The organism is Caulobacter sp. GW821-FHT09H08 (assembly GCF_059415885.1).
On sequence record NZ_JBWKOC010000004.1, the window covers coordinates 36,411 to 48,284 of the forward strand.

General features: G+C 68.7%; 10 protein-coding genes. 4 read left to right on the forward strand and 6 right to left on the reverse strand.

What is annotated here, in order from left to right:
• The first annotated feature begins 8 nt into the window (after window positions 1–8).
• Window positions 9–761: an SDR family NAD(P)-dependent oxidoreductase gene (locus AC07NN_RS14480; protein ID WP_494642051.1), complete on the forward strand. Its 753-nt coding sequence runs from the start codon at window positions 9–11 to the stop codon at window positions 759–761.
• Entirely contained in the window at window positions 758–1,381 is a 624-nt protein-coding gene (locus tag AC07NN_RS14485; RefSeq protein ID WP_494642053.1) for a 2-hydroxychromene-2-carboxylate isomerase, read from the forward strand. Before AC07NN_RS14480 ends, AC07NN_RS14485 begins: the two co-directional genes overlap by 4 nt.
• On the opposite strand, the gene AC07NN_RS14490 is transcribed toward AC07NN_RS14485, so the two are convergent.
• Both AC07NN_RS14490 and AC07NN_RS14495 read right to left on the reverse strand, forming a co-directional pair.
• Window positions 1,378–2,784, reverse strand: coding sequence for a glycoside hydrolase family 28 protein (locus tag AC07NN_RS14490; protein WP_494642055.1), 1,407 nt, complete (start codon window positions 2,782–2,784; stop codon window positions 1,378–1,380). The genes AC07NN_RS14485 and AC07NN_RS14490 overlap by 4 nt on opposite strands.
• 79 nt (window positions 2,785–2,863) lie before the next feature.
• Entirely contained in the window at window positions 2,864–3,724 is an 861-nt protein-coding gene (locus AC07NN_RS14495; protein ID WP_494642057.1) for a DMT family transporter, read from the reverse strand.
• 124 nt (window positions 3,725–3,848) lie between these two features.
• Here AC07NN_RS14495 and AC07NN_RS14500 point away from each other — a divergent pair, with 124 nt between their 5' ends.
• Both AC07NN_RS14500 and AC07NN_RS14505 read left to right on the forward strand, forming a co-directional pair.
• A complete protein-coding gene (locus tag AC07NN_RS14500) occupies window positions 3,849–5,225 on the forward strand; it encodes an aminotransferase-like domain-containing protein (protein WP_494642059.1) in 1,377 nt (458 codons plus the stop codon).
• A 70-nt stretch (window positions 5,226–5,295) separates the two neighbouring features.
• A complete protein-coding gene (locus AC07NN_RS14505) occupies window positions 5,296–5,775 on the forward strand; it encodes a hypothetical protein (protein WP_494642061.1) in 480 nt (159 codons plus the stop codon).
• Window positions 5,776–5,784: 9 nt separating this feature from the next.
• Here the strand turns inward: AC07NN_RS14505 and AC07NN_RS14510 are convergent, their stop codons facing one another.
• The 4 genes from AC07NN_RS14510 to AC07NN_RS14525 all read right to left on the reverse strand — a co-directional run bounded on the left by AC07NN_RS14510 (window position 5,785) and on the right by AC07NN_RS14525 (window position 11,828).
• The gene (locus tag AC07NN_RS14510) at window positions 5,785–7,365 is read right to left on the reverse strand and encodes a tryptophan halogenase family protein (RefSeq protein ID WP_494642063.1); all 1,581 of its coding nucleotides are present in this window, start codon (window positions 7,363–7,365) and stop codon (window positions 5,785–5,787) included.
• A gap of 82 nt (window positions 7,366–7,447) precedes the next feature.
• Window positions 7,448–7,948 (reverse strand): flavin reductase family protein, encoded by a 501-nt coding sequence (locus AC07NN_RS14515; protein WP_494642065.1) that lies wholly within the window; start codon window positions 7,946–7,948, stop codon window positions 7,448–7,450.
• Between the two features lie 19 nt (window positions 7,949–7,967).
• The gene (locus tag AC07NN_RS14520) at window positions 7,968–8,393 is read right to left on the reverse strand and encodes a cation:proton antiporter domain-containing protein (RefSeq protein ID WP_494642067.1); all 426 of its coding nucleotides are present in this window, start codon (window positions 8,391–8,393) and stop codon (window positions 7,968–7,970) included.
• Window positions 8,394–8,576: 183 nt separating this feature from the next.
• The gene (locus tag AC07NN_RS14525) at window positions 8,577–11,828 is read right to left on the reverse strand and encodes an error-prone DNA polymerase (protein WP_494642069.1); all 3,252 of its coding nucleotides are present in this window, start codon (window positions 11,826–11,828) and stop codon (window positions 8,577–8,579) included.
• Window positions 11,829–11,874 lie beyond the last annotated feature (46 nt).

Sequence of the window (11,874 nt, forward strand, 5' to 3'; positions counted from 1 at the left end):
AAAGCGCCATGCCTGGAACGACCAAGGGAGCCTGCCTGGTGGTGGGCGTCGGCGACGGGGTCGGGAGCGCGATCGCCCGGGCCTTCGCGGCCGAGGGCTACACCGTCTGCATGACCCGCCGCCCACGTCACCTGGACCAGCTGGAGGCCCTGGCCGCCGAAATTCGCGACTCCAAGGAGAATGGGGGCCAGGACGCCCGCGCCTATGGCGTCGACGCCCGCCAGGAGGCCGAAATGATCGCCCTGGTCGACCGGATCGAAGCCGAGGTCGGGCCGCTGGAGGTGGTGGTCTTCAACATCGGCGCGAACGTCCGCTTCGGCCTGGTCGAGACCACGGCCCAGGTGTTCAGCAAGGTCTGGGAGATGGCCTGCTTCGCCGGCTTCCTCACCGCCCGCGAGGCCGCCCGCATGATGGCTCCGCGCGGCCGGGGCACCATCCTGTTCACCGGGGCCAGCGCCAGCTTGCGCGGCAAGGACGGCTTCTGCGCCTTCGCCTCGGCCAAGGCGGGCCTGCGCGCCGTGGCCCAGAGCGCGGCGCGGGAGCTGGGGCCGAAGGGGATCCACGTCGCCCACGTCGTGGTGGACGGGGCGATCGACGGGGTCTTCATCCGCTCGATGCGCGACAGCGTCGACGACCTGCGCGAGCAGGACCTGATCCTGAAGCCCGCCGACATCGCCGCGAACTATGTCTGGCTGCACAACCAGCCGCGCTCGGCCTGGACCCACGAGATCGACCTGCGGCCCTGGGCCGAGAGCTGGTGAGGAGCGCCGCCATGACCGCTAAATCCGTCGACTTCATCTTCGATTTCGGCAGCCCCAACGCCTACCTGGCCTGGAAGGTGCTGCCCGCCCTCGCCGCTCGTCATGGCGCGACCGTGGCCCTCAAACCCTGCCTGCTGGGCGGCATCTTCAAGGCCACCGGCAACCAGGCGCCGGCCCTCGCCTTCGGCGGGATCAAGGGCAAGATGGACTACGAGATGCTGGAGATGCGCCGCTTCATCGCCGCGCACGACCTGACCGCCTTCCGCTTCAATCCGCACTTCCCGGTCAACACCCTGCTGCTGATGCGCGGCATGATCGCCGCCCAGCACGCGGGCGTCGGCGAGGCCTATCTGGACGCGATGCTGAAAGGCATGTGGGAGGACGGCCTCAAGCTGGACGATCCCGAGGTGTTCGTCGCCACGGCCAACGCCGCCGGCCTGGACGGCGCGGCCCTGCTGGCGGCGACCGGCGATCCGGCGGTCAAGGGCGAGCTCGTCGCCAACACCGAGGCCGCCGTGGGGCGCGGAACCTTCGGTATCCCGACCTTCTTCGTCGGCGACGAGATCTTCTTCGGCAAGGAGCGCATGGGGCAGGTCGAGGCGGAACTGGCCAGGAGCTAGCTGACCGAAAACCCCTCGACCGCCGTGTTGTCGATGGCCTGGCCGGTGACCGTCGCGACCTTCACGCGCCGCAGCGACACGTCGCGGACCGGCAGCTCGGCCGCGCCCTTGATCTGGCAGACGAACTTGGCCTCGGCGACGCGGACGTCGCTGACGTGCAGCCCCTGGATCGGGGTCAGCCGCCGCTCATAGGTCGGGACCAGGGTGCGCCACTGGTAGAGGACGTCGGTGTCGACCGACAGCACCCCGCCGGCGACCTTGGTGGCCGAGACGTTCGACAGGTGGATGTTGCGCACGAAGCCGCCGCGTCGCTCGTTGGTCTTCACGAACAGGATGTTGGCCACCGGCACGGCCCAGCCGTCGGCGCCCTTGCCGTCGCCGGTGAAGTGGCAGTCGTCGATGAAGACGTTCTCGACCCCGCCCGACAGCTCGCTGCCGATGGCCATCAGCTGGTGGCCGTTCTTCACCTGGCAGCGGCGCATGACGATGTTGCGGGCCGGGCTGGCCAACCGCCAGGCGTCGAACTCGCGCCCGGACTTCACCGAGACGGCGTCGTCGCCCTGGTCGAAGACGCAGTCCTCGATCAGCACGTTCTGGCTCATCTCCGGATCGACGCCGTCGTTGTTGTGGCCGTGGGCCATGACGTCGACGCGGCGGATGACCACGTCGCGGCAGAGATAGGGGTGCAGGGTCCAGAACGGGCTGTGGCGGATCTTGATATCCTCGACCAGCACATGGCGGCAGCGGTTGAACTGGACGAAGTGCGGGCGAAGATTGTTCTCGCCGGTCGCCATCTGGCGCCGCGCGATCGGAACGCCCTTCACGGCCATCTCGTAGAGGGCGACCAGGGCGTCCAGGTGCGGCTTGGGGCGCTTGTACCAGACCTGCCAGACGTCGAGCTTGGCCTCCAGCGTTCCCTGCCCGGTGATGGCGACGTTCTCGCAGTCATAGGCATAGACCAGCGGCGAGTAGTTGTAGCACTCCAGCCCTTCCCAGCTGGTCGGCACGGCGGGCAGGTAGTCGTTGGGATCGGACGAGAACAGCAGGGTCGCGCCCTTGGCCAGGTGCAGGTTGACGTTGCTCTTCAGGTGGATCTTGCCGGTCGGCCAGACGCCGGCGGGGACGACCACGACGCCGGAGCCGGCCTGGTGGGCGGCGTCGATGGCGCGGGCCAGGGCCTGGCTGGTCTTGGCCTGATCGCCCGGGTCAGCGCCGAAGTCGGTGATCGGGAAGCGCCGGCTGTTTCGGAAGTCCGGGATCGTGATGCTGGGCATGTCGAACGGCGCGGCGGCGCGGACGGTGCGCTGGGGCAGGCCTCCGGCGGCCAGGGCGTGGGAAGTTACGACCGCTGCCGCCCCCACTCCCGCCAGAGCGCTACGCCGCGAGATCGTCGCCGGAGCCATGAGTCTCGTCCCAATATATGATTTATCGTATCGTTATTTGGAATATCTCCCTCGCGCGGCGGCATGTCAAAGGCGGGGCTCAGGCGAAGCGCTTGGCGCCGCCCACGCACAGGACGATCACGGCGGTGACGGCCACCATGCTGAGCGCCACCGGCTCGTGCAGCAGCAGCCCGGCCAGGATCAGGCCGAAGAACGGCTGCAACAGCTGCAACTGACCGACCTTGGCGATGCCGCCCAGGGCCAGGCCTCGGTACCAGAACACGAAGCCGACCAGCATGCTGAAGATCGATACATAGGCCAGGCCCAGCCAGGCCGGCGCGCCGATCCCGCTCCAGCGGATCGGCAAGGTGACCACCGCCAAGATCGCCATGACCGGCAGCGCCAGCACCAGCGCCCAGCAGATCACCTGCCAGCCGCCCAGCCGGCGCGACAGCACCGCCCCCTCGGCATAGCCCAGGCCGCAGGCGACGATCGCCGCCACCATCAGCAGGTCGCCGACCACCGAGCCCGAGCCGCCGCGCGACAGGGCGAAGACCACGACCGACAGGCTGCCGGCGATGGAGAACACCCAGAACGCCGGCTTGGGCCGCTCGCCGCCGCGCAGCACCCCGAACACCGCCGTCGCCAGGGGCAAGAGGCCGACGAAGACGATCGAGTGGGCGGTGTCGATGTGCTGCAGCGCCAGGGCCGTCAGCAGCGGGAAGCCGACCACCACGCCCAGCGCCACCACCGCCAGCGGCCCGAGGTCCGCCGTCGCCGGCCGCTTCTGCCGCAAGGCCAGCAGCAGGACCACGCCCAGCAGGGCCGCGATCACCGCCCGCGCCGAAGTCAGGAACACCGGCTGGAACCCGGCCACCGCCACTCGCGTGGCCGGCAGCGAGCCGCTGAAGATGATGACGCCGAGCAGCCCGCTGCCCCAGCCCTTGGATGTCGTTTCCATGCGTCCGCCACTCGAAGAAGAAGCGGCAGGCTTAGCCAGGGTCGCCCCGGCGCGCCCAGCGACGATCCGTACAATTCCAATCAAACTGTATGCTACTCATAGCCATACAGTTGAGGAGCGCGTCATGAGCCGGACCCACGAGGTCATGGACACCATCCGGGGCCGCATCGCCAGCCGGACCCTGGCCCAAGGCGAGCGCCTGCCCTCGATCCGAGGCCTGGCCGCGAGCCTGAAGGTGTCGCCCTCCACCGTGGTCGAGGCCTATGACCGGCTGGTGTCGGAGGGCGTGGTGCTGTCACGGCCGGGCTCGGGCTTCTACGTCTCGGCCGGCGTCGCCGCGCCAACCGTCAACGACCTCGCGCCCCGCACCGACCGGGCCATCGATCCGCTGTGGGTGTCGCGCCAGTCGCTGGACGCCGCGCCCGACGCGTTGCGCCCCGGCTGCGGCTGGCTGCCGCCGGACTGGATGCCGGGCGCCATCGTCCGCCGGGCCTTGCGAGGCCTCGCCCGCGCCGACGACGCTGTGCTGGCCGACTACGGTCACTCGCGCGGGCTGCTGGACCTGCGCCAGCTGCTGGCCCGCCGCTGCGCCGCCGACGGGCTGGAGGTCGGCCCCGAACAACTGCTGCTGACCGCCTCTGGCACCCAGGCCATCGACCTGATCTGCCGCTTCCTGCTGCGGCCCGGCGACACGGTGCTGGTCGACGATCCCTGCTACTTCAACTTCCAGGCCCTGCTCAGCGCCCACAAGGTTCGGATCGTCAGCGTCCCCTACACGCCCACCGGCCCCGACATCGCCCGCTTCGCGCAGGTGCTGGCCCAGGAGCGGCCGCGCCTCTACGTCACCAACTCGGCGATCCACAATCCGACCGGGGCGACGATGTCGGCCCAGACCGCGCACAAGGTGCTGACCCTGGCCTCGGCCCACGGCCTGGTCATCGTCGAGGACGACATCTTCGCCGAGTTCGAGCCCGAACCCTCCGCGCGCCTGGCGGCCTTCGACGGCCTGGTCAACGTCATCCGCATCGGCAGCTTCTCCAAGACCCTGTCGGCCTCGGTGCGCTGCGGCTACATCGCCGCCCGGCCCGACTGGATCGAGGCCATGGTCGACCTGCAGGTCGCCACCAATTTCGGCGGCGCCAGCCCGGTGGCGGCCCAGCTGATCTTCGACAGCCTGATGGACAGCGGCTATCGCCGGCATGTCGAGGCCCTGCGCCGGCGCCTGTCGACCGCCCGCCGCGACACCGCCGCCCGCCTGGCCAATCTGGGGGTGGAGATCTGGGTCACCCCGCGCGGCGGCTTCTACCTCTGGGGCCGGCTGCCGGACGGCCAGGACGCCTCGCGCGTCGCCCGCCTCGCCCTGGAGCGGAACGTGATCCTGGCCCCCGGCGACGTCTTCAGCGTGGCCCAGACCGCCTCGGACTACATGCGCTTCAATGTCGGCCAGATGGGCGACCGGCGGGTGTACGAGGTGCTGAAGGGCGCGCTGGCGGGCGGCTAGGCCATCCCGTGAAACGTTTCGCGCGTTAGGCTGACAGCACGCGGCGACGTCACCGAGAGCGAGGACATCCATGACCTTCGAAGAGCTGACCGCCTTGTTCGCCAAGCTCGGCGCCTCGGAGCCCGAGCTGTCGGCCAAATCGCAGATCAAAGAGGGCATCCCCCAGCTGCAGCGGTTCCTGTTCCTGCGACAGGCCTGGCGCACCCTCGTGGCCGACGGCGACACCAGCTGGATCGAACGCGAACGGCGGACGAAGTTCGACAGTCCCGGCGGCGCGATCGCCCCGGCGCTGGAACGCGTCCTCGCCGCCGGCGTCGATCCGCTGGACGTCAGCGACATCGTCAGGGTGATGCAGTGGCATGCGCTGTTTTCGTTCTGCTACCTGCTGGCCGACCCCGACATCCGCGAACCCGAGGTCGCCGACATCGACTGGGGCCTGTTCCAGGTGGACGAAGAGGGCCGGCCGACGGTGGCGATCTCCAGCCTGCACGAGTCCGTGCTGGAGACCGATCCGACGGGACGGGAGATGTTCCCGAGGCCAGGGCGGTAAGCCGCGCCCTCAGGCGCTGGCCGCCGCGACCTTGGGGCGGCGGTGCTCCGGCGGCGGCGGCGGCGGCGGCGCGGGGCACTGGGTCTTCAGGAACTCGCCGTGGCTGGGCATGCGGGCCGCCTGGTCCCGGACGATCGGGGCCGACTGGTCCAGGGTCTGGCGGATCACGTCGTAGGGCGTGGTGTCGACCAGCTGCTGGTAGCGCTTGGGTCGGATGCCCATGCCCTCCATCACCGACTGCCAGGACGGCGCGCGGAACATGTCGTCAACGCCGTCGCGCAGGGTCCCGGTCTCGCGGAACAGCTCGAGCCGTTCCTTCAGGCTCTGGGGCGGCTCGACCTGCTGATACTCGCGCCAGAACGGCGTGTCGTCGCGCTGGGTGGTCTGGTAGTGCAGCACGATGAAGTCGCGGATCTCCTCGTGGTCGGCGGCCATGCGGCGGTTGTACTCGGCCGCCAGCGACGGGGCGAAGTCGCGGTCCGGGAAGAACCGCAGCAGGAAGTCCACGCCGCGATAGATCAGGTGCAGGGCCGTCGACTCCAGCGGCTCGATGAAGCCGCCCGCCAGGCCGATGGCGACGCAGTTCTTGTTCCACAGCTTGCTGCGCATGCCGGTCTTGAACGGCACCAGCCAGGTGTCGGTGATCGGCGGCCCCTCGACCTGGCTGAGCAGCACGTGCCGCGCCTCGTCGTCGCTGATGTACTTGCTGCAGAAGACGTAGCCGTTGCCGGCCCGGTGCTGCAGCGGGATGCGCCAGCGCCAGCCGAAGTCCTGGGCGGCGGCCAGGGTGTAGGGGTGCGGCGGATTGATGTTGTCGGTCTGGACCGTGATGGCGCGGTCGTTCAGCAGCACGTCGGACCAGTCCAGGAAGGGCGTGTCCATCGCCTTGCCGTTCAGGATCGAACGGAAGCCCGAACAGTCGATGAAGAGGTCGCCGGCGGCCTCGTGGCCGTTCTGCAGCACGACCTTCTCGATCGAGCCGTCATTGCGGGTCACCACCTGGTCGACGATGCCCTCGACGCGCTTGACGCCCCGGTCCTCGGAGAACTTGCGCAGGAACTTGGCGACCAGGTTGGCGTCGATGTGCAGGGCGTAGCTGGCGCTGGACAGCAGGGTGCCTTGCAGGCTGCCGGGCAGCATGAACTTCCAGGCGTGGGCCATGGCGGTGGCGGGCGCGAAGTCCTGCAGCGCCGACGGGTGGCCGTTGGCCTTGGCGCGCAGCCAGCACTGGTAGAACTCGTGCGGGCCGATGGGACCGCCGATCTGGCCGAACGGGTGGTAGTAGACTTCGTCCTTCTTGCGCCAGTTCTCGAAGCGGATGGCCAGCTTGAAGCTGCCTTGCGTGGCCTGGATGAACTCGCGTTCGTCGATGCCGAGGCTGGAGATCAGTTGCAGGAACGGCGGGATGGTCGACTCGCCGACCCCCACGGTGCCGATCTGCTCGCTCTCGATCAGCTCGATCTCGCAGCCGGGCGCCTGCCCCGCGCTGCCCTGGAAATAGTGCGCCAGCATCGAGGCGGTGATCCAGCCGGCCGAACCGCCGCCGACGATGACGATCTTGCGGATGGCGTTCGGGTTCTTGTCGGTCATGGGAGGCTCCCCTGCGGGTTCTCTGTTCTTGTTGTCTTGGGCTGGAGCGGGCGCGGTCGTGAGCGCCCGCTCCGAAGCCCGTCTAGTCGACCGCGATCAGCGCGCGGTTCCAGGCGATCAGCGGCGCGGCCGGCGTCAGGTCGTGCCGGGTGGCGGTGACGATGAAGATCGAATGGGTCTGGGCCTCGACGATCTCGTCCACCTCGCAGGCGGCCCCGGCCAGGCCCTGGCGGTAGGTCGGCGGCGCGTCCGGGTCCAGCCGCCAGCGGTCGGGGCAGAAGCGCTCATGCGCCAGGGACGGACCGCCGAACCGCAAGGCCTCCTCGCGATCGGCCGCGCCCAGCAGGGCGATCGACAGCGACGGGCGACGCAGGAAGATGTCGTGACAGCCGGCCTCCTTGCGCACGCAGAACAGGAAGCGCGGCGGATCGACCGACAGGCCGGTGATCGAGCTGACCAGCAGTCCCCGAGGAACCTCGCCGTCCCAGCAGGAGATGATGGCGACGCCGCTGGCCAGGTGGGCCAGCACCTCCCGGAAGTCGGACGGCGCGGCCGAAGACGGCGCGGATGGCATTGCGGTCATGCTCGCGCCTCCATCTCGATCAGCGCGCCGGCGCGGCGACGGGGGCGAAGTCGTCGTCCTCGTCCTCGTTCAGCGCGCCCAGCTCGCCGCTGGCGCGGGCCACGGCCACCAGGAACGGCGCGACCATGCCCGACAGCGAGACGGTCAGGGCGCTCTTTGCGTTGGCCTTGAAGTGGTCGGCGCGGAAGCCGATGCCGACCAGGAACATGTAGAGCCCCACGCCTAGCTGCGCGCCGACATAGAGGACCGACTTGGTCTCCTTGGGGAACAGCATGTGCTGCAGGTCGGGGGCCAGCACGATGCCGGCGATCATCTCGCCGATCACCTGCGGCTGGTCGAAGAACCGCTTCATCACCCAGCCGACGGCGCGGCAGGCCGCGACGATCACGAACATCTGCAGGAAGAAGGCTACGCTCAATTCGGCCGGCGTCACGGCTTCCCCCATGGTCTGCGCCGCCTTGAGGCGGTCGCGTTTAATCCCTTGGGACCGACGCTAGCTCTGCGGAAAATCCCGTGGCAACAGGAATTTCGACAACGTTGTCATTTAGTTTTTCGAGCCTACGTGCCTACGTTTATGAGCACCTAATGTAGGCACGTAACTACGTTAGTCGCGACGCTCAGGATCCCCTCAGTGGAAGTCCCGGCTGCGCAGCAACCGCCCCGACACCTTCTGGCGGACGCGGGGCGCGGGGGCGTCGGGCTCGTCTCGGAGCGTCGACAGATGGGCCGAGAGGTCGGTGAAGCCTTCGGCCACCACGTGGATGACGTTCTCGGCCCGCTGCACCCGGCCATGGACGACCAGGAACGAGGCGGTCATCACCACATTGCGGTCGGCCTCGAAGCGGTCCTTCCAGACGACGGCATTGGCCACGCCCGTCTCGTCCTCCAGGGTCACGAACACCACGCCCTTGGCCGTACCCGGGCGCTGGCGGATCAGGACGAGCCCCGCCACCGACACCTTGCGGCCGTCCTTGGCCGTCAGCAACTCTTCGGCGGTGATCACCCCGCGCTGGCTCAGCATGGGCCGGTAGAAGCCGACCGGATGGGCCTTCAGCGACAGGCTGGTGGTGCGGTAATCCTCGGCCACCTCCTGGGTCTGGAGCATGCCCGGCAGAGCGACCTTGTCCTCGAACAAAGGCAGGCCGGCCAGCAGCGGGGCCTGGACCGGCGCCTTGTGCTCGCCCTTCAGCCCCTTGACCGCCCAGAGGGCCTCGCGGCGCGTCAGCCCCACCGAGGCGAAGGCGTCGGCCTCGGCGAGGAGCTCGAGGGCGCGTTGGGGGACACCGCCTTGCGCGAACTCGCCGGGCGTGCGGGCGCCCTCGGCGCGGGCCTTCAGCAGCGGCGGGATGTCGATCTTTTCCTTCAGGCCCTTGATCTGACGGAAGCCGAGGCGGACGGCTTTCCAGTGGGGACGGTTGTCCTGGCAGGCGATCTTGTCCTCGCGGATGCGCGGAACGCGGAAGCCCGTCGTCACGCCTTCCAGCGTGCAGTCCCAGTCGCTGGCCAGGATGTCCGGCGCCAGCACCTCGACCCCGTGCTCGCGCGCGTCGCGGACCAGCTGGGCCGGCTGGTAGAAGCCCATCGGCTGGGAATTGATCAGGGCCGCGCAGAACACGTCCGGCCAGGCCCATTTGATCCAGGCCGAGACGTAGACCAGCTTGGCGAAACTGGCCGCGTGGCTCTCCGGGAAGCCGTAGTGGCCGAAGCCTTCGATCTGCTTGAAGCACCGCTCGGCGAAGTCGCGCTCATAGCCACGCGAGGACATGCCCTCCACGAACTTGTCGCGGTACTGGTCGGGCGAGCCCAGGTTGCGGAACGTCGCCATGGCCCGGCGCAGTCCGTCGACATCGGTCTCGGTGAACTTGGCCGCCGTCAGGGCCAGGTCCATGGCCTGTTCCTGGAACAGCGGCACACCCAGGGTGTCGCCGAGGATTTCCTCCAACTCGTTTGCCGGGCCGTGCTCCGACGAAGGCTTGGGCCAGGTGACCAGCGTGCGATCATTCCGGCGTTTCAGGTAGGGATGCACCATGTCGCCTTGGATCGGCCCGGGACGCACGATGGCCACCTCGATGACTAGGTCGTAGAACTTGCGGGGTTTCAGCCTGGGCAGCATCGACATCTGCGCCCGACTCTCGACCTGGAACACGCCCACGCTGTCGGCCACGCACAGCATGTCGTAGACGCCCGGGAGCTCGATAGGGACGTCCGCCAGATCGGTGATCTTCTGGCCGTGATCCGCGCGCAGCATGCCGAAGGCCCGCTGGATGGCGGTCAGCATGCCAAGCGCCAGGACGTCGACCTTCATCAACTGCAGACTGTCGATGTCGTCCTTGTCCCACTCGATGAAGGTGCGGGCGTCCATGGCGGCGTTGCCGATCGGCACGGTCTCGTCCAGCCGGCGCTTGGTCAGGACGAAGCCTCCGACATGCTGCGAGAGGTGGCGTGGGAAGCCCATGAGCTCGGTGGCCAGGGCCACGGCGCGAGCGATCTCCGGCGCGTGAGGGTCAAGGCCCGCGTTGCGCAGGTGCTCTTCAGGCAGACCCGAGCCCCAGCTGCCCCAGACCGTGCCGGCGAGCAGACTGGTGACATCCTCGGTCAGCCCCAAGGCCTTGCCGACGTCGCGAATGGCGCTGCGCGGGCGGTAGTGAATCACCGTCCCGCAGATGGCCGCGTACTCTCGGCCGTAGCGCTCATAGACGTACTGCATGATCTCCTCGCGGCGCTCATGCTCGAAGTCGACATCGATGTCGGGCGGCTCGTTGCGATTTTCCGAGATGAACCGCGTGAACAGCAGACGGTGTATGGCCGGATCGATGGCCGTCACGCCCATGCAGTAGCAGACCGAAGAATTGGCCGCCGACCCCCGCCCCTGACACAGGATCCCTCGGGCGCGCGCTTCCTGGACGATGTCGTGCACGGTGATGAAGTAGTTGGGATAGTCCTTCTTCTTGATCAGCCGCAGTTCGGTACGGAGGTTGCGCTTCACCTTTTCCGGAACACCCGCGGGATAGCGCCATTTGGCGCCGTCCCATGCCAGCTTGGTCAGGTATTGCATCGCGGTCATGCCGGGCGGCACCGGCTCGTCCGGATAGGCCTCCTTGATGTGCTTGAGGTCGAAGTCGATGCGCTCGACGATCTCGACCGTGCGCTCGACGGCGCGTGGCCAGCGTTCGAACAGGCGGGCCATTTCGGCGGGCGACTTGATGTGCCGTTCGGCATTGGCCTCCAGATGGAAGCCGGCGTCCTGGATGGAGCAATGCTCGCGCACGCAGGTGATGACGTCCTGCAGCGGGCGACGTTCGGGGCCGTGATAGAGGACGTCGTTGGTCGCCACGATGGGCGCGCCGGCGGCTCGGCCAAGCTCGTCCAAGCGAGCCAGGCGTTTCAGGTCCCGTGCGGCGTAGGCGCGGCTGGCCGCCAGCCACGAGCGCCCGCGCAGGTCGCCGGCCATGCGGGCGAGGTCTCGCTCGAAGGCCTCATCGAGGTCCTTCGGTGGAACGATCAGGCCAAGCTGGCCATCGGCGTGCTCCAGGAAGTCCCGCCAGGTCAGGTGGCATTCGCCCTTCTTGGCGCGACGCTGCCCGACCGTCAGCAGGCGCGTCAGCCGGCCGAAGGCTTCGCGGTCGGTCGGGTAGCAGAGCAGGCTGGGCGTGCCGTCCATGAACTCCAGGCGGCAGCCGGTCAGGACGCGAACGTTCCGCGTCTTGGCCGCTGTCCAGGCGCGGACGACGCCGGCCAGGCTATTGCGGTCGGTGACGCCGATGGCGGTCAGGCCCAGCGCCTCGGCGGCGATGGCCAGTTCCTCGGCGTGGGACGCCCCGCGCAGGAAGGAGAAGTTGGTGGTGGTCTGAAGTTCGGCATAGGCGGGGGGCTTGGTCACAGGGCCCCTCCACCGGCGTTCGCCGGTCCCCCTCCCCCAGAGGGGG

Coding starts and splice junctions, on each gene's coding strand:
- AC07NN_RS14480 (WP_494642051.1), top strand. CDS start 9: ATGCCTGGAACGACCAAGGGAGCCTGCCTGGTGGTGGGCGTCGGCGAC.
- AC07NN_RS14490 (WP_494642055.1), bottom strand. CDS start 2,784: ATGGCTCCGGCGACGATCTCGCGGCGTAGCGCTCTGGCGGGAGTGGGG.
- AC07NN_RS14495 (WP_494642057.1), bottom strand. CDS start 3,724: ATGGAAACGACATCCAAGGGCTGGGGCAGCGGGCTGCTCGGCGTCATC.
- AC07NN_RS14500 (WP_494642059.1), top strand. CDS start 3,849: ATGAGCCGGACCCACGAGGTCATGGACACCATCCGGGGCCGCATCGCC.
- AC07NN_RS14505 (WP_494642061.1), top strand. CDS start 5,296: ATGACCTTCGAAGAGCTGACCGCCTTGTTCGCCAAGCTCGGCGCCTCG.
- AC07NN_RS14510 (WP_494642063.1), bottom strand. CDS start 7,365: ATGACCGACAAGAACCCGAACGCCATCCGCAAGATCGTCATCGTCGGC.
- AC07NN_RS14515 (WP_494642065.1), bottom strand. CDS start 7,948: ATGACCGCAATGCCATCCGCGCCGTCTTCGGCCGCGCCGTCCGACTTC.
- AC07NN_RS14520 (WP_494642067.1), bottom strand. CDS start 8,393: ATGGGGGAAGCCGTGACGCCGGCCGAATTGAGCGTAGCCTTCTTCCTG.